This window comes from Halotalea alkalilenta (genome assembly GCF_001648175.1).
GTDB classification, from domain to species: Bacteria; Pseudomonadota; Gammaproteobacteria; order Pseudomonadales; family Halomonadaceae; genus Halotalea; species Halotalea alkalilenta_A.
Genome location: NZ_CP015243.1, coordinates 1,757,965 through 1,775,791, shown reverse-complemented (window position 1 = coordinate 1,775,791; position 17,827 = coordinate 1,757,965). Strand labels below are relative to the sequence as shown.

Genomic DNA, 17,827 nt, shown 5'->3' with positions numbered 1-17,827 from the left:
GGCGAGACGCCCCCTCTCGCTCGCGTACGCTCTCGCGCCTGTGAATCGCGCCTAAGAAAAGGATCCGTTTCATGACGACCAAGCAGTCATCTTCGTCAGGAAAGCAGTTTCTCGGCCTGCCGATCATCCTGATGTGGGGCTACCTCGCCATCGCCATCTTCATGACCGGCGACGGTATCGAGCAGGCGTTTCTTTCTTCGTATCTGATTGAAATCGGTTTCAGCCAGGGCGACGCAGCGATGGTCTTTACCGTCTACGGGCTGATCGTCGCCATCGCCTCGTGGTTCTCAGGGGTCTTCGCCGAGATGATCGGCCCCCGCAACGCGATGAAATGGGGCGCGGTGATCTGGCTCGCCTTCCACGTACTGTTCATGATTTTCGGCATCGAACAGGAGAACCTGGCGATGATCACCCTGCTCTACGGGATCAGGGGCATCGGCTATCCGCTGTTCATCTACTCGTTCATCGTCTGGATCGCCCAGGTCGCGCCCTCCCACCGTCTGGCCTCGGCGATGGGCTGGTTCTGGGCGATGTACTCGGTCGGCGTCGGCTTCATCGGCACCTACCTGCCGAGCTTCACCATCCCGGTGCTCGGCTTCGCCGGTACGCTGTGGATGGCGACCGCCTGGGTCGCGGTGGCGGGCTTCATGGGCCTGTTCCTGATCAAGGACAAGGCGAGCTCGACCAAGCGCGCCGTCAGCTCGCGCCAGGAGAAGATTCGCGAGCTCGCCCGTGGGGTGACGATCCTCGCCGAGAACCGCAATGTCGCCATCGCCTGCGTGGTGCGCTCGATCAACCAACTGGCGCTGTTCGGCTTCGTCGTCTTCATGCCCGTATTCTTCACCCATCAGCTGGGCTTCTCGATGTCCGAATGGCTGCGGATATGGGGCGCGGTGTTCATCACCACCATCTTCACCAACGTGCTCTGGGGCGTGGTCGGTGACAAGATCGGCTGGCTGCGGCTGGTACGCTGGTTCGGCGCGGTCGGCTGCGCGATCTCGTGCCTGGCGTTCTACTACCTGCCGCTCTACTTCGGCCACAACTTCGGCATCGCGCTGGTCGCCGCGATCATGCTCGGCACCTCGATCGCCGCCTTCGTGCCGATGTCGGCGCTGTTCCCGTCGCTTGCGCCCGAGCACAAGGGCGCGGCGATCTCGGCGCACAACCTCGCCGCCGGGCTTTCCAACTTCTTCGGCCCGGCGATCGCACTAATGGTCCTGCCGTACGGCGGCCCAGCCGGGGTGATCTGGACCTATACCGTGCTCTATCTGATCGCCGCGGTGCTGACCTGCTACATCGAGCTCGACGAGGGCGAACTCAAGCGCAGCTCCAGGGCGGCGCTGGCAGCGGAGCGCGAAGGCCTGCGTGAGCGCAAGCCCAGCCGGACACCGGCCTACGCCTCATCGAAATCCTGACCACGGGGAACGTCGATCACCGCCTCCACTGCTCGATCCTTCGACGTCACTCGATCCACTCGGAACGATCGGCTGGGAGATACGGGCGAGCCCACCTCTGCCGTTCGTGGTGAGCCGGGCCTTCGCCGACCCGGCCAGCTCGCGAGACGCCGTGGAAGCCCGAGTCGAACCACGGCCGCGTCGCCGCCGCTCGATCCTTCGACGTCACTCGATCCACTCGGAACGATCGGCTGGGAGATACGGGCGAGCCCGCCCTCTGCCGTTCGTGGTGAGCCTCCTGTGCCATCGCGATGGCACTGCGCATGGACCTTGAACCCGAGTAGCATGGCTGTGTTGCCGCAAGCAGCGTGGCCGCATGTCTTTTGGTGCCGGGTGCCCGGTGGTGAGAATGGCTCTGGTCGTGGGCTGCTGCGCATTATGGTGAGCCTGGCTTCCCGTTGGAAAGATTTGTCTTCCCAGAACACGACCGGGCTTGCGGTAACCCTTTCTCCATCGACCCGTTCCCAGGAGCTATGAGATGGCCCACTTACCGGTATTGGATCCATTGGCAGCCTTCGTGGATGTCGGCAGCGAGCAGATGTATGTGTCGATTGCCGGGGGGGAGCCGAAGGTCTTCGGCACGTTCACGGCACAGCTGCATGAGCTACGTGACTGGCTGTTGTCGCAGAAGGTGAAGTCGGTGGCCATGGAGGCCACGGGGATCTACTGGCTGCCTCTGTACAGCGTGCTGGAAGCCGCGAAGCTACAGGTGCTGATGGTCAACGGTAAGCACACCCGCAATCTGCCGGGTCGCAAGACGGATATGAAGGATTGCCAGTGGGGAGCGACGTTGCACGCGCACGGACTCTTGCGGGCAGGCTTCGTGCCCCCAGCCGAGATCCGGCGCTTGCAGGATTACCTGCGATTGCGTCAGGACCACATCACGCTGGCCGCAGGGCATGTGCAGCATCTGCAGAAGGCCTTGGAGCGGATGAACATCAAATTGCACGATGTCATCAGCAACCTGGTGGGCCGCAGCGGCATGGCGGTGATCCGGTCGATGCTCGAGGGTGAACGCGATCCTGAGCGACTGCTGGCTTTGTGCGACGTGCAGATCCGCCAGCAGAAGGCCGAACGGATCAAAGCCTCTCTGCAAGGGACCTGGGCCGAGGAGCATCTGTTCGCGTTGCGCCAGGCGCTGGAAAGCTGGGAGCACTACCAGCGTTTGATCAGGGCTTGCGACCAACAGATCGAAGCGGTGCTCCGTTCGATCGACGTCGATCCTCCGACGTCGCCGCCGTCCAAGGCGCACAAGCGAGGCGGTGCCAATGCACCCCAGATCGATGACCTGCATCCGATGCTGGTGGCTCTGTGTGGAGGCAATGATCTCACCGTGCTTCCCGCCCATACGGACTACAGCGTCCTGCAACTCATAGGTGAAGTGGGAACCGACCTGACCCAGTGGCCGACCGAGAAACACTTCACCGCTTGGGCCGGGCTGGCCCCCGGGAGTCATCAGAGCGGTAAGCGCCAACGCTCGGCCAAGCGCAGGCGTAATCGTGCTGGGCGCCTGTTTTGCGTCATGGCCCGCAGCCTCGCTCGCAGCAAACACATTGCGCTGGGCGGTTTTTACCGTCGGATGGCGGGTCGCCGAGGTGGATTGATCGCCAATATCGCCCTGGCGCGCAAACTCGCGGCGCTGTTCTGGCGCGTCATGGTCAAAGGATTGGACTATGTCGAACACGGACTCCAGTACTACGAGGCACAGGCGCTGGAAACCAAACAACGTTCCATGCGTCGACTCGCCAAGCAGCTCGGGTTCTCCGTGACGCCTATCCAGACTGAAGCTCAAAATGCTTCTGCCTGAAAGTTGAGGAAGAACGATATGACGACCGCCCAATCTCCCCCCTGATCATCCCCCTGTCGAGGAGAACTCGGAGGGGGTTCATGGAAAGCCGGGCCTTCGCCGACCCGGCCAGCTCGCGAGACGCCGTGGAAGCCCGAGTCGAACCACGGCCGCGTCGCCGAGGCCCGTCCCCACGATTGCGCCGCGCATGTCCCTCGCAGCCCCGGCAAACCACGCCTAGACTCTTTACAGCACTCCTACGGAAGGGGCATCGATGGACATCCGCGACAAGGAAGTGACGCCACCCATACCGACGCCGTCCGAGCAGCGACTCGCCACACTGCTCGGCGAAGCGCAGGCCGCGCCTGATCCAAACCGCTGGCTGCAACGACTGGTCAGCGAGGGACTCGATCGCCTGCCGCTGCCCGGCGGCGGCGCGACCCTGGCGCGCTGGCGTGCGCTGGCCCAGGTCGCGGCCTGCGATCTGGGGCTGGTCAAGCTGTTCGAGGCGCATGAGGATGCGCTGGCGATTCACGCCGAGCTCGGCTCGAACGAACTGCCACGCCACTCACGCTGGGGCGTGTGGTGCGCACAGGCACCCGGGCACGACCTGATGGTGTCCACCGGTACCAGCGCCGATTGCGTATCGCTCGATGGCAGCAAGGCGTGGTGCTCCGGCGCCGCGACCCTCACTCATGCGCTGGTCAGTGCACGCACTGCGGACAATCGCTCCTGGCTGGTGGCAGTAGCACTCGACCAGCCCGGCATCACCGTGACCGACCGTGGCTGGGCGGCGGTCGGGATGCAAAGCGCCGCCAGCGTCGACGTGCTCTTCTCCCACGCAGAGGGCCGGTTGGTCGGCGCCCCCGGCGGCTACGTCGAGCGTTCGGGCTTCCTTCACGGCGCGGCGGGCGTCGCTGCCTGCTGGTACGGCGCGACAGCGAGAATCGTCGACTTCACCCGCGGCGCGCTTGCAGGCAAGGCAGACCCTCACCGGCTTGCGCACCTGGGCGCCATGGACGTCGCACTGAGCCAGGCACGCGCGATGCTCATCGATGCGGCCAAGGCGATAGACGCCTCGCCCGCCGATGGCTGCGCGCTCGAGGTCGCTCGCGCCAGGCTCGCGGTGGAGGGCGCTGCCGAGGAGATCCTGGTTCGGGCATCACGAGCGCTCGGCGCCGCGCCGCTTTGCCGTGATGCAGGTTTCGCCCGACTGATGGCCGACCTGCCGGTATTCATCCGCCAGAGCCACGCCGAACGCGACCAGGCCGCGCATGGCCAGCGAGTCGCCACGCTAGAGGAGCCACAATGGACACTGTGAACGATCGCGCAATCATCGGGCTCGGCACGCCAGAGCGCGACTGGCAGGCATGGCCGGCGCTGGCCGCACTGCCGCGCGAACGGCTCTCCTCGCTGGTCGCTCCTGGGCAGCGTGCGGTCGTGGTCGCGCCACACCCGGACGACGAGGTGCTCGGGTTCGCCGGCATGCTGATCCAGCTGGCTCGGCTAGGGCGAGACATCTCGCTGGTCGCTGTCACCGATGGCGGGGCGAGCCACCCGGGCTCGACACGCTGGTCGCCGCCCGCGCTGCGTGAGGCGCGACGCGAGGAGACCCGCCGGGCGCTGCTGGCGCTCGGCGTCGACGCCGAGGTGCACCGCCTGGGGCTCGACGACGGCGAGGTCACCGCCCAGGCGGATGAACTGCGCGACCGATTGCGCGCTCACCTGCAACCTGGCGACGTGGTGTTCACCACCTGGCGCAAGGATGGGCACCCCGACCACGAGGCCACCGGCGATGCCGTTGCGGCGGTCTGCGAGGCGCAAGGCTGCACGCTCTACGAGGTACCGATCTGGACCTGGCATTGGGCCAGCGTCGACGACCCCCGCGTGCCCTGGGCGCGGGCATGCGCGATCGACCTGAGCGAGGAGCAGCTCGAGCGCAAGCGCCAGGCCGTCGCCCTCTTTACCAGCCAGCTGCAGCCCGACGACTCGACCGGGCAAGCGCCGATCCTTCCGCCTAACGTACTCGCTCGGCTGCTGCGCGACTTCGAGGTGCTGTTCAGATGAGCGAGCGAATCGAGCACTTCGATCGCCTCTACCGCGATGACGCCGACCCCTGGCAGGTCGAGGCCTCCTGGTACGAGCGGCGCAAGCGCGCGCTGGTGCTCGCCGCGCTGCCCCGTGAGCGCTATCGCCACGCCTTCGAGCCCGGCTGCGGCAACGGCGCAATGACCCGGCAGCTGGCACAGCGCTGCGACACCCTGCTCGCGGCCGATTTCTCCGCCGAGGCCGTAGCGATCGCACGCGAGACCCTGGCGACATCCCCCCATGTCCAGGTCGAACGGCTGCATCTACCGGAGCAGTGGCCGGCGCCGGGAGCGGCACAGTTCGACCTGATCCTGGTCAGCGAGCTGGCCTATTACCTCGATGATGCCGATCTGGCGTGCTTCATCTCGCACTGCGTGGACTCGCTGAACCCCGCGGGCGACCTGGTGCTCTGCCATTGGCGCCATCCATTCGACGACCGACGTCACGACGTCGAGTCGATGTACCGCAGGTTCGATCGAGCCAAGGCGCTGTCGGCGACGATCCACCATATCGAAACGGATTTCCAACTGGGCGTGTGGCAGAGGTCGGCCTCTCTCTGATCGCCCGGAAACGCATAAGGAGTATGCGATGATCGGTATCTGCATTCCCGCCAACGATGAGCAGGACTGGCTCGACGCTTGCCTGCTATCGGCGCTTGCCGCCGCGCGCCACCCAGGGCTCGGAGGTGAGCCCGTGACCATCGTCGTCGTCCTCGATCATTGCCGCGACCGCACGCCGTTGGTCGCGGCGCGCCATCCCGTCGAATGCCTGAGCATCGACGCCTGCAACGTCGGCGCCGCGCGCGCCGCGGGTGCCAACCACCTGCTCGCCCTCGGCGCCCGCTGGCTGGCCTTCACCGACGCGGACACCCGCGTCTCCGAGCGCTGGCTGGTCGACCAGCTATCGCTCAAAGCCGACGCGGTGTGCGGCACCATCTCGATCGAGGATTGGTCGATCTGTGGCGAGTGGGCCGACGCCCTGCGCGCGGACTTCGAGCACAACTACCAGGATCGCGAAGGGCACCGCCACGTCCATGGCGCCAACTTCGGTATCGATGCCCGAGCGTACGCAGCGGTGGGCGGGTTCTCCGCGCTGACGTGCAGCGAGGACCAGGCGCTGGTCGATGCGCTGCAGTCTTCAAAGAAGTTCAAGATCGCCTGGAGCGCGCAGCCCCGAGTGGCGACCAGCGCAAGGCTCAAGTCGCGCATCGCCGACGGATTCGCCGGATGCCTGCGTCACGCCATCGGCACCATCGACAAGCATGCGAGCTAGCCCGTGCCGGCCTGCCGACTCATCGCAGCCTCACGAGCCGATCGCATCACCCCGTGCGCACAGCGGCCGGTGGCACGACATTCAGCTGATCGGCCTGGGTGTGCCGCACCCGCAGGCATCTCCTTGATCACTTCAACTCACCTTTCAACCGCTCGATGATGCCGCGGTAGGGATCGAACAGCGCCTGCTGATCGAGCGCTGCGTCATCGTTCCAGCTGGCGATGACGCAGTGGCTTCGGCCATCGGCAGCGACCAGGCGGGTGGAGAGGTTCAGCACGCCCGGCTCCGACCCGCCTTTGTAGGCGACCTGCTGCCATTGGGCGGGGTCGGCGAGGCCGGGGTTGATCGATAGGCTCGGCGAGCCGTGCGTGGCATCGAGCAGTTCGCATAGCTCCTCGGCGCTGATGAACCACTCGATCTCGTGAGTGACATCAGGGCTGAGTGAATCGACCGCGGGCAGCGGCGCATCGCGCAGACTCGCCAGGATCTCGCGGCGTGCGTCGATGTCGCCCTCGCGCCACCGTTCGCGCAGCCCCGCGGCGTCATCGGCCTTGAGGCTGAACAGCTCGCGGGTGGTGAGGAAAGGGACGTTGCGCGGGGAGATCGCTTCGACGGCGTCGCGGCCGACGAGATGGATCAGCGCGTCGGTGGCGGTGTTGTCGCTGATCGCGATCATCAGATGGGCAAGCGTCGCCACAGTCACCGGGGTGCCAGCCGGCCACTCCTGCAGCTGGCCGCTGGGCAGCGATCGCCAGCCTGGATCGAGGGTGACGACCTGGTCCCAGGCCAGGCGCTGCTCTTCGATCGCGAGCGCCAAGGCGCGCAGCACCGAGAGCTTGGCGGCGGAGCCGACCGCCAGCGGTGCCTGCGCGTTGTGGGACACCAAAGGCTCGCCATCGGCAACCACCAGCAGCGCGGTGTCGCCGGGCAGCGCCTGGATCAGGCCGGCCAAGGTATCGATATCGTCATCGAGCTCAGCGACGCCGAACCATAGCTGGCTGATCCTGCCTTCGGCGTCGAGGGCGATACGCGCGGGTACGCGGCCGCGCTCGAAGTGCAGCAGCGCGCCGCTGCGTCGGGTATCGATGCTCTTGAGTCCGCCAAGCCGGCGCTCCATCCCCGCGACGATTTCGGCGACCTGCTGCGGTGAAACCTGCTCGCGAAAGGCACTGGCATAGCGCTGCGGCTCGCTGGCGCGCCCGTTGAACAGCGCCTCGATCGCGGCGGCGGGGGTCGGCGCCACCTCGGCATGGGCGGGCACCAGCAGGCAGGCTGCGCAAAGCGAGGCCAGAATGGGGAGCAGGCGAATCGAGCGCATCGAGGTGGCTTCCATACCGTAGCCCGAGTTCAGCATCGAACCGGGACGAATTGAGAGGGCGCCCAGAGTAACGCAGCGCTCAGCGGCCTTGGCTGAATTTCCCTTGTCGCCGGTCTCGGTCCGCGGGTCGAACCTGGGGGCGCGGCAGGCGCCGGCGGCGCTACACAACGTGCCGGAACGCAGGCATGCTGGCCTGCACGTGCCCCGACGCACGACCGATCGCTCACACCGCCAATAACAAGGAGCCACCGCCATGGCACACGCCTTCACCCCAGCCACCGTCGATCACTCCCCGAGGCAGGCGCTCGATGCGCCCGAGATCCTCAAGGCCCGCATCGACCTCGCCGCCTGCTTCCGCATGGCCGCCCACCTTGGCCTCGAAGAGGGTATCTGCAACCACTTCTCCGCGGTGGTGCCGGGCCACGATGATCTGTTCCTGGTCAATCCATATGGGATGTCGTTCGATGAGATTCGCGCCTCGGACCTGCTGATCTGCGATTTCGATGGCCGGGTGGTGGCGGGCGAAGGCCGCCCGGAGGCCACCGCGTTCTTCATCCATGCCCGCCTGCATGCGCTCAACCCGCGGGCCAAGGTGGCCTTCCACACCCATATGCCGAACGCGACCGCGCTGTGCATGACCGAGGGGGAGCCTTTGCAATGGGCCGGCCAGACCGCGCTGAAGTTCTACGGCCGCACCGCGGTCGACGATCACTTCAACGGCCTGGCGCTGGATTCGAGCGAGGGGGACCGCATCGCCCGGGCGCTCGGCGACGCCGACGTGCTGTTCCTGCGCAACCACGGGGTGATGGTGACCGCGCCCAACATCGCCGAGGCGTGGGACGATCTTTACTACCTGGAGCGCGCGGCGGAGGTGCAGTTGAAGGCGATGACCAGCGGCCGGGCGCTGATCAGGGTGCCGGACGAGATCGCCCAGCGCTGCTACGAGCAGATGCGCGAAGGCGACCCGGAGAGCGCGAGGCTGCATCTCGAGAGCATCAAGCGTCGGCTGGCGAGATCGGCGCCGGACTACGCCCTGTAGATACCAGCATCGCCACATATCTTTCGCCATATGCCCCAGGCTAGATTTCCCACGTCTGGCCATCCTCCGCCAGCCAGCGCCCCTGTGGCAGCTCGAGCCTGCCCTCGAGCGCGGCGCAATCGAGCCGATGGCCGAGGTGGGTCAATACGCCTTGCCTGGTGCCGATCGCAGCGAGCAGCGCCAGGGCCTGGCCGAGGTGATTGTGGTTGGAGCCTGCGTCCTGGCCATCGAGGTAGGTGGCATCGATCAGCGCAAGGTCGGGGCGGAAGGCACGCAGGAAGCGCTCGGTCTCCGCCGGTAGGCCCACGGTATCGGTGAGATAGGCGACCCGCCGCCGGACACCTTGCAGACAGTAGCCGAAGGTCGGACGGCTGTGCGCCAGGGGCACCGGCATGACGGTGAGCCCGCCGATATCGCAGGGCTCGAAGGCGCGCAGCGGCGGGCGGAAATCGAGGATGCCGGGGTGCTTGTAAAGGTCATCGAAACCGCGCTCATCGCGCGGGCCGAATACCGGGATAGACTCGCCCACGCCCCAGCGCAGCGTTAGCAGGCCCTGGACGTGATCGGCGTGGTAGTGGGTGAGCAGGATCGCGCGGGGGCGACGCTGCTCGCAGGATTGGATCAGGTCGTGACGGCCGGCGTCGATCAGATAGCGGCCATGGTCGCTATCGATCTCGGCGCTGGCGGGACCGCGGCAATGGCGCGGGTCGCGACGAGCGCGGGCGCAAGCGGGACAGTTGCAGCCGAATACAGGCACGCCGGCGACGTCACCGCTGCCACTACAGCGAAAAAGCATCGCCCGGCCCTCCTCCGCTACGCTCGAACCCGTGCGCGGGCCCGAGCGCGCCGAGCCGCTCGAGCGCCCGTTCGAGCGCGTCGACTCCCTGTTCGAGACTCCCATCGTTGCCAACCTGAATGGCATCGTCGATCCAGGCCGGAGCCACCGCGAGCCGGGCTTCGATCGCCTGCGCCGATTCACGACCACGAGCGAGCAGCCGGGCGCGGCGGTGCTCGCTGGATGCCTCGACCACGATCACCTTGAGCCGGGTGCCGAAACGCGCGCGCGCATCAGTCAAAACCCGGCGGCTGCCGTTGACCACGACCGGGGCATCGCGCGCCAGCCACTGCTCGACTTCGACACCAAGCGCGTAGCGCAGCCCATGAGCGCACCAGCCGAGGCAGAACAGGCCAAGCCTCGCGCGGTGCGCGAACTCGGCCTCATCGAGCGCGATGGCGCGTTCGCTCTGCCCGCTTTGCCGGGTGACGTAGCGATGGGCTACGAGCAGTTCGGGGCGCCGCTGGCGCACGCCGTCGAGCAACCGATCCTTGCCGGCGCCGCTGGGACCGACCAGATAGATCAAAGGGGAAAGGGGCGGCATCAGTGCACCTGCCGCCCTTGGCACCAGACCCGCTGGATCGCCGGATGCCCATCGATCAAGCGTACCCGCAGCAGGTCGGCGCGCAGCCCCTCGGCGAGCCGCCCTCGATCGTCGAGGCCGACCGCCCGGGCCGGCGCGGCGCTGCCCAGCGCCAGCGCGCGGGGCAGATCGAAGCCGATCCCCGCGTCGACGATGCCGAACAGCGCGTCGAGCAGCGAGGCGGGATAGTAGTCCGAGGAGAGCACATCGAGGTGCCCAGCCGCGGCCAGCTCGCTGGCACCGATGTTGCCGGAGTGGGAGCCCCCACGCACCACGTTGGGCGCCCCCATCACCACTGCCAGCCCGGCGCGGTGCGCGGCCTCGGCGGCCTCCCGGGTAGTCGGGAACTCGCAAATCCCAACGCCCAGCGCAAGCCCCTCGTCGACGTGCTCGACGGTGGCGTCATCATGGCTCGCAAGCGTCAGGCCCACGCGGCGGCAATGTTCGGCGATCAACGTACGATGGGCCGCTGCATAGCGCTGGCTATTGCCCAGCTGTGTCTCGATCAGCGCCTCCAGCGCCTTCGGCGTGAGGCCGAGCTTGCCCTGATAGTAGGTGCGATAGGCGTCGAGCGAGACGAACTGGCGCTGGCCGGGGGCGTGGTCCATCAGCGAAACCAGCCCTACCCGCGACCGCGCCGAGAGCGCTTCGAAGCGTGCCAGCGCATTCGGCGCACTCACCTCGCAGCGCAGATGCAGGCGATGATCTACCCGGGCGAGGCCGCGCTCGACCAGCGCCTCGAGCGCCTCGACCATCGCCCCGACGCCGTCACCGCGTACGCCATCGACGCCGTGATCGCCGATCGTTACCGCATCGAACACCGTAGTGATGCCGCTGGCGGCAATCTGAGCGTCATGGGCCACGGCGGCCTGGCGCCCGGGCCACGCGACCTTGGGCCGGGGCTGGAAGTAGCGCTCCATGTTGTCGGTGTGCAGCTCGACCAGCCCGGGCAGCAGTAGATCACCGTCGCAGTCGATCGCCCCTGGCGCACGGCTTGCACCGAGGCTGATGCCCCCGATCGCGGCGTCTCTGATCAGCAGGCTGCCGAGCACCACCTCGTCGTCGAGCACCAGCCGGGCATTGCTTAAAATCGTCTCGCTCATCGACGTATCCCCTCTCGGGCGCCGAGCAGGTGCCCTTCCAGAGCCAGGCGGCGATCCGCCACCCGCTCGCGTACATCGGGATCGTGGAAGATCCCGATCATTCCGGCTCCGCGACGGCGGGCACGGTCGATCAGCTCGATCACCACTTCGCGATTGGCGCCGTCCAGCGAGGCGGTCGGCTCGTCGAGCAGCAGGATCGGATAGTCGACGACGAAGGCGCGGGCGAGGTTGACCCGCTGCTGCTCGCCACCGGAAAAGGTACCGGGAGGCAGCCGCCACAACCTTTCGGGCAGGTTGAGCCGAGCGAGCATTTCACGTGCCCGGTCGCGCGCGGTGCGCTCGTCGACACCGCGGGCGAGCAGCGGCTCGATGACCACCTCCTCCGCCGGCACCCGCGGCACCACGCGCAGAAACTGGCTGACGTAGCCGATCGTGCGCGCCCGCAGCCGATGCCAGGCACTGGCCGGCAGCTCGGTGAGCTCGAGCGGTCCGTCGGCGAAATTGAGCCTGATCCGCCCCCCACTGGCGAGATAGTCGCCGTGGATCAGCTTGAGCAGGGTGCTCTTGCCGATCCCGCTGGGGCCGTCGAGCACCAGGCACTCGGCACGGCGCAGGCTGAATGAAAGCTCGCGCATCACCTCGAGGGCCAGGCCGTCGCGGGCGTGGAGCACGAACCGCTTGCTCAGCGCCTCGACCTCGAGCAGCGGTGGTTCAGCGTCGATCGATGGTGTGGCGAACATCACGACTTCCTCATTCATGGGGTGAGCACCGAAGAGACCAGCAGCTGCGAATAGGCGTGCTGAGGATCGTCCAGCACCTGGTCGGTGAGGCCCGACTCCACCACCCGGCCGTGCTGCATCACCAATAGCCGGTGGGCGAGCAGTCGAGCGACGGCGAGATCGTGGGTGACCAGCACCACCGAGAGACCGAGCTCGCGCACCAAGGTGCGCAGCAGATCGAGCAGCCGCGCCTGGACCGAAACGTCGAGTCCACCGGTGGGCTCGTCCATCAGCACCAGGCGCGGACGGGTGACCAGTACACGGGCGATCTGCAGGCGCTGCTGCATACCGCCGGAGAAGGTCACGGGCAGATCGTCGATCCGCACCGGGTCGAGCTCGACCTGGGCCATCCAGGCAAGCGCTTGTGCACGCAGCCGGCCGTAGTGGCGCTCGCCGCGGCTCATCAACCGCTCGGCGATGTTGGCACCGGCGGAGACATTCATGCGCAGCCCATCGCGCGGGTGCTGGTGAACCAGACCCAAGGCATCGCGGGCGAGCCGGCGACGCTCGGCTTCCCGTGCGGCATGGATATCGAGCGTGCCGCCATCCTCGCGGTGGTAGAGCACCCTGCCGCGGTCAGGGCTTTCGCGCCCGGCGAGCATCCGCAGCAGGGTAGACTTGCCGGAGCCGGACTCGCCGACGATGCCGAGCACCTCGCCTTGGTGCAGGCGCAAGTCGACGCCTCGGCAGCCCTGGCCACCGCCGTAGTCGCGCGAAAGCCCCGTCGCCTCGAGCAAGGGATGCGCACTCAGCGAAGGACGCAAGAAAGGAATCGAATCCAGGCTCATGGCCGCGCTCCTTCGTTCGCCGCCGCGCTCAGCCGCTCGGCGCAGTGATCGGTGTCGGAGCAGACGAACATCCGCGTACCTGCATCGTCGGTGATCAGTTCGTCGAGGAAGCTGTCGCGCGCGCCGCACAGCGCGCAGGGCTCCTCCCAGCGCTGGCGCTCGAAGGGGTGGTCCTCGAAATCGAGGCTCTCGACCCGAGTGTAGGGCGGCAGCGCATAGAGCCGTTTCTCGCGTCCGGCGCCGAACAGCATCAGCGCTGGGCTCATGTCGAGCTTGGGGTTATCGAACTTGGGAATGGGCGAAGGATCCATCACGTAACGTCCATCGACCTTGACCGGATAGGCGTAGCTGGTGGCGATGTGGCCATGACGGGCGATGTCCTCGTAGAGCTTGACGTGCATCACCCCGTACTCCTCGAGCGCATGCATCAGCCGGGTCTCGCGCTCGGAGGGCTCGATGAAACGCAAAGGCTCGGGAATCGGCACCTGGAACACCAGCAGCTGGCCCGGCGCGAGCGGCGCCTCGGGAATCCGATGGCGAGTCTGGATCAGGCTCGCCGCACGGGTCGAGGTGGTGGTCTCGACGCCGGCGACGCGAGCGAAGAAGGCGCGGATGCTGACCGCGTTGGTGGTGTCGTCGGCGCCCTGATCGATCACCTTGAGCACGTCGTCGCGGCCGAGCAGGCTGGCGGTGAGCTGAATCCCCCCGGTGCCCCAACCGTAGGGCAGCGGCATCTCGCGACCGCCGAACGGTACCTGGTGGCCGGGAATCGCCACCGCCTTGAGCAGCGCGCGGCGGATCATCCGCTTGGTCTGCTCATCGAGATAGGCGAAGTTGTAGCCTGGCGCCGGCTGCTCCTCGGTGTTCTGGAGCGCATCGGCATCGATGGAACTCATCGCGGGTCTCCGTTGTGCTGTTGCGCCAGTGCATCGCAGCGCTGATCGGCTTCGTTCGCAAACGCGCCCTCGTGACGCCGCTCGAATCGCTGGCGCAGGCGGCGCAGCAGTTCGAGCTCGGACTGGAAATCGACGTAGTGCGGCAGCTTCAGGTGCGAGACGAAACCGGCGGCGTCGACGCTGTCGGCATGGGCAAGGACGAACTCGGCCTGCTGCGCCGGCGAGCTCAGCGGCTCGCCGAGCTCCTCGGCGCGCAGTGCACGATCGACCAGCGCCATCGCCATCGCCTTGCGCTCGCCACGCCCGAAGCTCAGCCCGTAGCCACGGGTGAAGCGCGCAGGCCCAGCATGCTCGCCCTCTCCGCCGGTGAACTGATTGATCATCTGGCATTCGCTGAGCACGATCTCGCCCAGCGTCACCGCGGTCGCCCCGCCCTCCTCCCCCCACTCATCGACCTCGATCTCGATCTCCACCGCGCCGATGCGGATCTCGCCGGCGAACGGATGGGTGCGCCCATAGCCGCGCTGGGTCGAGTAGCTGAGCGCGAGCAGGTAGCCCTCGTCGGCACGCGCCAGCATCTGCAGCCGGGCGGAGCGCTCGGGAGGGAAGTCGACCGGTGCACGAGTGATATCGAAAGGCTCCGCGCCATCGTCATGCTCGCGTTCGATCAGCCCCTCCTCGTCGAGCAGACCGAGCAGCGACGGGCAGGGCTCGAGCGCGGCCTCGGCGAGCACCGGCGCCGGCGGCGGCTGGCCGCCGGCCAGCGCGATGAAATCGAGCAACCGGTGGGTATAGTCGTAGGTCGGGCCGAGTACCTGGCCACCGGGAAGCTCCTTGAACGTCGCGCTGACCCGGCGCTCGATCCGCATCGCCCCGCTATCCAGCGCTCGGGTGACGGCGAAGCGCGGCAGCGTGGTGCGATAGGCCCGCAGCAGCAGCACCGCCTCGGTGAGATCACCGCTGGCCTGCTTGAGCGCCAGCGCGGCGAGCTCGGGGTCGAACAGCGAGGCTTCCGCCATCACCCGGTCGACCGCAAGCCCCAGCTGCTCGCGGATCTGCCCGACCTCCAGTTCGGCGCGATCCCGATCGCCCCTGCGCCGATCGGCGAGCAGCCGATGGGCATTGTCGATCGCACACTCTCCTCCCTTGACCGCGACGTACATCAGGCCACCTCCCGCAAGCTCGCGCTTTCGATGCGAGTACTGCGCGGTATCGCGGTGAATCCCCCACCGGCACAGAGGATCGCGTCGAGCCCGCGAGGAAAGTGGGCTCGGTTGGCGGCCAGCAGCCGCGCCAGCGCGACCCCGCCACCGACCGAGATCGCGCGCTGTCCAGCGATGCCGGGACCGCTCAAGCGCCAGTCGCCTTTTCCACTCTCCGCGCCATTCAGCGACTCGACCTCGACGATCAGCGTCGCACTGTGCTCCGGCTCGAGATCGGTACCGATAGAAAAGCGCTCGACCAAGACAGCCTCCTCGAGGCTCTCGGCCGCGAGCAGCAGGAATGCCGCGCACGCAGGCGTATCGCACAATGCACAGCCGGTGTGGAAGGAGAGCGACTCACGCAGGCCATCGCCTTCGAGGCGAGGATCGATCCATACCGGAGTGTCGAGATCGCAAAGGGTCAAAAGCGTCGCCCAAGCGGCGGCGCCAATCGCCCCTTGGGGTCGCGGCGTGGCCGGCCCGGTCTGCTGCGGCAGACCGGGCTCGGCCATCGCCGCGAGCAGCTGGCGGAAGTGTCGCTGGGCGTCGTGGACCGGGTCGCTGAATGGATGCCAGAGCATGCTCACTCTCCTCTCGTTGAAGTTCTCGCCAAGGTGAAGAATTCGACCCGGGTCGCCGCCACCTTGCGGGACTCGAGCTCACGCCTGCGTGCCAGGGCCGCGGCCAGCGGTGCCATCAACTCGCGTTCGATCCGCGCGGCAAGGGTGGGGCGCTGGGCGCAGGCATCGATCAGCGCCATCAGCTCGACCTGGCGATGATCGCGCCCGGCGAGCCAGGCATGGCCAAGCGCGGCGTCGCCAGCCTCGTCATCCAGCGCGACGCTGGCGCGGCACATGGTCATCTCGCCCAGATTGAACGCACGGCCCTCGCCGCCGACGCGGCCGCGCACCATTGCCATACCGCTCTCGGGACCACGCACGCGGCGATGCACCGGATCGATGTCCAGCGCTCGCCAAGCCTCGCGCAAGGCGGGATAAGGGGTCAGCGCCATCAGGCGCTGGCGCTGGGCGCGCGCCGCGCTGCCCTGGGGATCATCACTCATCGAAGCTCCTCGGCGTCGTCGCCGTGTTGCGAAGGGGAGAAATCGAAGCGATAGGCGAGTCGGTCGGCGCGGCCACGGGAGACCGAGTGCTCGACCAGCCGACCGCCGGGCTCATGGTTGTCGCTTGCCAGCGAAAGCAGCGGCGCGCCCTTGGCGCAGCGCAGCAGCAGCGCGTCTTCGCCATCGGCGAGACAGGCCTCGATCCGCACCCGGCGGCGGGCAAGACGCAGGCCGTAGCGCCGGGCGAGCAGCGCCCGGGTCGAGCCGCCGCGATAGTACGCGCACCAATCGGGCACCCAGGCGGGATCGAACCAGTGGCGCAAGCGCAAGAGCGGCGCGCCCTCGCTGAGCCGCAGGGTATCGACGCGGAGCAGTTCGTCCGGCGTCACGCCATCGACGCTGAAGCGCCGCGCGACGGCCTCGGGCGCAACGACCAGCCGCTGGTCCAGGCAGAGGGTCTCGGCGACCAGCCCGAGCTCGGCGAGATTGCGCGAGACCTTGCTGCTGCGGGTCACCGCATAGTCGATATGGCGATCGACGATCCGGGTGCCGAGCCCCTGGTGGCGGCTGACCAGGCCGGCTCGCGCCAGCTCGTCGAGCGCCCGTCGCACGGTATGGCGGTTGACCGCGAAGCGCGCGGCCAGGGCCTGTTCGGTGGGCAGCCATTCGCGCCCGTGACAGCCCGCGCGAAGTTCGTCGGCCAGGGTCTCGGCGAGCCGTCGATACATCGGGGCGGCGGCGAGTTGTCTAGACATCCGCACTCCATCGGAGAGGATGGGAGAATGAAAAGCGCTTCAGACGAAGCGCTTGCGCAGCCGTTGGGAGGCGATATCGAGCAGGCTCACCGCGACGATGATCACCAGCATCACGGTCGCAGTCTCGGCGTACTGGAAACCGCGCAGGGTCTCCCACAGCGCCACGCCGATGCCGCCACCGCCGACCATGCCGAGCACCGTGGCCGAGCGGATGTTCGACTCGAAGCGATAGAGGCTCACCGAGATCCAAAGCGGCAGCACCTGGGGAATCAAACCGAACAGGATCTCCTCGATCCGCCCCGCGCCGGTGACCCGCACGCCCTCCATCGGTCCGGGCTCCGAGGCCTCGACCGCTTCGGAGAACAGCTTGGCCAGCACCCCGGTGGTATGGACGAACAGCGCCAGCGTGCCGGCGAACGGCCCGAGGCCGACGGCGACGGCGACGACGAAGAGCATCGCGAACACCAGTTCGTTGATCGAACGCGCGGCGTCCATCAGCCGGCGCACCGGCTGGTGGATCCACCAAGGGGTGAGGTTTTCCGAGGAGAGCAGGCCGCAGGGCACCGCACAGATGATCGCCAGAGCCGTGCCCCAGATCGCGATCTGCACGGTGACGATCATCAGATCGATGTAGTGCCACAGGCCACCGGTCGCCGGTGGAAAGAACTCGCTGGCGAGGATTGCCATGTTGCCGGCGTTTTCGACCAGCAGCAGCGGCGCCATCTCGGCGCCTTGCCAAGCCCAGGCGAGCACCAGCAGCATCACGGTCCACAGCAACAGGGTCTTGACGCTGCGCTTGCCGCCAAGGGCCGGCACGGGGGAAGCGGTCGGAGTCATGCTTGGTCCTTCCATGCGTCGGTCGAAGC

General features: G+C 67.4%; 19 protein-coding genes. 7 read left to right on the top strand and 12 right to left on the bottom strand.

Annotated features, from left to right (window positions below):
• The first annotated feature begins 71 nt into the window (after positions 1–71).
• The 6 genes from A5892_RS07780 to A5892_RS07755 all read left to right on the top strand — a co-directional run bounded on the left by A5892_RS07780 (position 72) and on the right by A5892_RS07755 (position 6,600).
• Entirely contained in the window at positions 72–1,415 is a 1,344-nt protein-coding gene (locus tag A5892_RS07780) for an MFS transporter (protein ID WP_064122325.1), read from the top strand.
• A 517-nt stretch (positions 1,416–1,932) separates the two neighbouring features.
• Positions 1,933–3,261 (top strand): IS110 family transposase, encoded by a 1,329-nt coding sequence (locus A5892_RS07775; RefSeq protein ID WP_064121411.1) that lies wholly within the window; start codon positions 1,933–1,935, stop codon positions 3,259–3,261.
• Between the two features lie 253 nt (positions 3,262–3,514).
• On the top strand, positions 3,515–4,561 hold the full coding sequence (locus A5892_RS07770; RefSeq protein WP_064122324.1) for an acyl-CoA dehydrogenase family protein: 1,047 nt from the start codon (positions 3,515–3,517) through the stop codon (positions 4,559–4,561).
• Positions 4,549–5,307 (top strand): PIG-L deacetylase family protein, encoded by a 759-nt coding sequence (locus A5892_RS07765; protein ID WP_064122323.1) that lies wholly within the window; start codon positions 4,549–4,551, stop codon positions 5,305–5,307. The genes A5892_RS07770 and A5892_RS07765 overlap by 13 nt, the downstream gene beginning before the upstream one ends.
• Complete coding sequence (locus A5892_RS07760) at positions 5,304–5,888, top strand: class I SAM-dependent methyltransferase (RefSeq protein WP_064122322.1); 585 nt, start codon at positions 5,304–5,306, stop codon at positions 5,886–5,888. Before A5892_RS07765 ends, A5892_RS07760 begins: the two co-directional genes overlap by 4 nt.
• 28 nt (positions 5,889–5,916) lie before the next feature.
• Positions 5,917–6,600 carry a glycosyltransferase gene (locus A5892_RS07755; RefSeq protein WP_064122321.1) on the top strand — a complete coding sequence of 228 codons (684 nt, stop codon included), beginning with the start codon at positions 5,917–5,919 and terminating at the stop codon, positions 6,598–6,600.
• 127 nt (positions 6,601–6,727) lie between these two features.
• On the opposite strand, the gene A5892_RS07750 is transcribed toward A5892_RS07755, so the two are convergent.
• The gene (locus A5892_RS07750; protein WP_064124369.1) at positions 6,728–7,918 is read right to left on the bottom strand and encodes a serine hydrolase; all 1,191 of its coding nucleotides are present in this window, start codon (positions 7,916–7,918) and stop codon (positions 6,728–6,730) included.
• Positions 7,919–8,171: 253 nt separating this feature from the next.
• Between A5892_RS07750 and A5892_RS07745 the strand changes: the two genes are divergently transcribed.
• A complete protein-coding gene (locus A5892_RS07745) occupies positions 8,172–8,957 on the top strand; it encodes an aldolase (protein ID WP_064122320.1) in 786 nt (261 codons plus the stop codon).
• 40 nt (positions 8,958–8,997) lie between these two features.
• On the opposite strand, the gene phnP is transcribed toward A5892_RS07745, so the two are convergent.
• The 11 genes from phnP to phnE are packed head-to-tail and all read right to left on the bottom strand — an operon-like array spanning position 8,998 to position 17,798.
• Entirely contained in the window at positions 8,998–9,753 is a 756-nt protein-coding gene (phnP, locus tag A5892_RS07740) for a phosphonate metabolism protein PhnP (RefSeq protein WP_064122319.1), read from the bottom strand.
• Entirely contained in the window at positions 9,737–10,336 is a 600-nt protein-coding gene (gene phnN / locus A5892_RS07735) for a ribose 1,5-bisphosphokinase (RefSeq protein WP_064122318.1), read from the bottom strand. The genes phnP and phnN overlap by 17 nt, the downstream gene beginning before the upstream one ends.
• The gene (locus A5892_RS07730) at positions 10,336–11,478 is read right to left on the bottom strand and encodes an alpha-D-ribose 1-methylphosphonate 5-triphosphate diphosphatase (protein WP_064122317.1); all 1,143 of its coding nucleotides are present in this window, start codon (positions 11,476–11,478) and stop codon (positions 10,336–10,338) included. The genes phnN and A5892_RS07730 overlap by 1 nt, the downstream gene beginning before the upstream one ends.
• Entirely contained in the window at positions 11,475–12,236 is a 762-nt protein-coding gene (phnL, locus tag A5892_RS07725) for a phosphonate C-P lyase system protein PhnL (RefSeq protein ID WP_223302823.1), read from the bottom strand. Before phnL ends, A5892_RS07730 begins: the two co-directional genes overlap by 4 nt.
• Positions 12,233–13,045 (bottom strand): phosphonate C-P lyase system protein PhnK, encoded by an 813-nt coding sequence (phnK, locus tag A5892_RS07720; RefSeq protein ID WP_064122315.1) that lies wholly within the window; start codon positions 13,043–13,045, stop codon positions 12,233–12,235. Before phnK ends, phnL begins: the two co-directional genes overlap by 4 nt.
• Positions 13,042–13,941 carry an alpha-D-ribose 1-methylphosphonate 5-phosphate C-P-lyase PhnJ gene (locus A5892_RS07715; protein ID WP_064122314.1) on the bottom strand — a complete coding sequence of 300 codons (900 nt, stop codon included), beginning with the start codon at positions 13,939–13,941 and terminating at the stop codon, positions 13,042–13,044. Before A5892_RS07715 ends, phnK begins: the two co-directional genes overlap by 4 nt.
• A complete protein-coding gene (locus tag A5892_RS07710) occupies positions 13,938–15,104 on the bottom strand; it encodes a carbon-phosphorus lyase complex subunit PhnI (RefSeq protein WP_064122313.1) in 1,167 nt (388 codons plus the stop codon). Before A5892_RS07710 ends, A5892_RS07715 begins: the two co-directional genes overlap by 4 nt.
• A complete protein-coding gene (gene phnH / locus A5892_RS07705; RefSeq protein WP_064122312.1) occupies positions 15,104–15,724 on the bottom strand; it encodes a phosphonate C-P lyase system protein PhnH in 621 nt (206 codons plus the stop codon). The genes A5892_RS07710 and phnH overlap by 1 nt, the downstream gene beginning before the upstream one ends.
• Before the next feature lie 2 nt (positions 15,725–15,726).
• Positions 15,727–16,206 (bottom strand): phosphonate C-P lyase system protein PhnG, encoded by a 480-nt coding sequence (gene phnG / locus A5892_RS07700; RefSeq protein ID WP_064122311.1) that lies wholly within the window; start codon positions 16,204–16,206, stop codon positions 15,727–15,729.
• Positions 16,203–16,961, bottom strand: a complete 759-nt coding sequence (locus A5892_RS07695; protein WP_082890328.1) for a GntR family transcriptional regulator — start codon at positions 16,959–16,961, stop codon at positions 16,203–16,205. Before A5892_RS07695 ends, phnG begins: the two co-directional genes overlap by 4 nt.
• 39 nt (positions 16,962–17,000) lie before the next feature.
• Positions 17,001–17,798, bottom strand: a complete 798-nt coding sequence (gene phnE, locus A5892_RS07690; protein WP_064122309.1) for a phosphonate ABC transporter, permease protein PhnE — start codon at positions 17,796–17,798, stop codon at positions 17,001–17,003.
• Positions 17,799–17,827: the final 29 nt, after the last annotated feature.

Excerpts from the sequence above, each read along its gene's own strand:
- A5892_RS07780 (WP_064122325.1), top strand. The coding sequence starts at position 72 with ATGACGACCAAGCAGTCATCTTCGTCAGGAAAGCAGTTTCTCGGCCTG.
- A5892_RS07775 (WP_064121411.1), top strand. The coding sequence starts at position 1,933 with ATGGCCCACTTACCGGTATTGGATCCATTGGCAGCCTTCGTGGATGTC.
- A5892_RS07770 (WP_064122324.1), top strand. The coding sequence starts at position 3,515 with ATGGACATCCGCGACAAGGAAGTGACGCCACCCATACCGACGCCGTCC.
- A5892_RS07765 (WP_064122323.1), top strand. The coding sequence starts at position 4,549 with ATGGACACTGTGAACGATCGCGCAATCATCGGGCTCGGCACGCCAGAG.
- A5892_RS07760 (WP_064122322.1), top strand. The coding sequence starts at position 5,304 with ATGAGCGAGCGAATCGAGCACTTCGATCGCCTCTACCGCGATGACGCC.
- A5892_RS07755 (WP_064122321.1), top strand. The coding sequence starts at position 5,917 with ATGATCGGTATCTGCATTCCCGCCAACGATGAGCAGGACTGGCTCGAC.
- A5892_RS07750 (WP_064124369.1), bottom strand. The coding sequence starts at position 7,918 with ATGCGCTCGATTCGCCTGCTCCCCATTCTGGCCTCGCTTTGCGCAGCC.
- A5892_RS07745 (WP_064122320.1), top strand. The coding sequence starts at position 8,172 with ATGGCACACGCCTTCACCCCAGCCACCGTCGATCACTCCCCGAGGCAG.
- phnP (WP_064122319.1), bottom strand. The coding sequence starts at position 9,753 with ATGCTTTTTCGCTGTAGTGGCAGCGGTGACGTCGCCGGCGTGCCTGTA.
- phnN (WP_064122318.1), bottom strand. The coding sequence starts at position 10,336 with ATGCCGCCCCTTTCCCCTTTGATCTATCTGGTCGGTCCCAGCGGCGCC.
- A5892_RS07730 (WP_064122317.1), bottom strand. The coding sequence starts at position 11,478 with ATGAGCGAGACGATTTTAAGCAATGCCCGGCTGGTGCTCGACGACGAG.
- phnL (WP_223302823.1), bottom strand. The coding sequence starts at position 12,236 with ATGAATGAGGAAGTCGTGATGTTCGCCACACCATCGATCGACGCTGAA.
- phnK (WP_064122315.1), bottom strand. The coding sequence starts at position 13,045 with ATGAGCCTGGATTCGATTCCTTTCTTGCGTCCTTCGCTGAGTGCGCAT.
- A5892_RS07715 (WP_064122314.1), bottom strand. The coding sequence starts at position 13,941 with ATGAGTTCCATCGATGCCGATGCGCTCCAGAACACCGAGGAGCAGCCG.
- A5892_RS07710 (WP_064122313.1), bottom strand. The coding sequence starts at position 15,104 with ATGTACGTCGCGGTCAAGGGAGGAGAGTGTGCGATCGACAATGCCCAT.
- phnH (WP_064122312.1), bottom strand. The coding sequence starts at position 15,724 with ATGCTCTGGCATCCATTCAGCGACCCGGTCCACGACGCCCAGCGACAC.
- phnG (WP_064122311.1), bottom strand. The coding sequence starts at position 16,206 with ATGAGTGATGATCCCCAGGGCAGCGCGGCGCGCGCCCAGCGCCAGCGC.
- A5892_RS07695 (WP_082890328.1), bottom strand. The coding sequence starts at position 16,961 with ATGTCTAGACAACTCGCCGCCGCCCCGATGTATCGACGGCTCGCCGAG.
- phnE (WP_064122309.1), bottom strand. The coding sequence starts at position 17,798 with ATGACTCCGACCGCTTCCCCCGTGCCGGCCCTTGGCGGCAAGCGCAGC.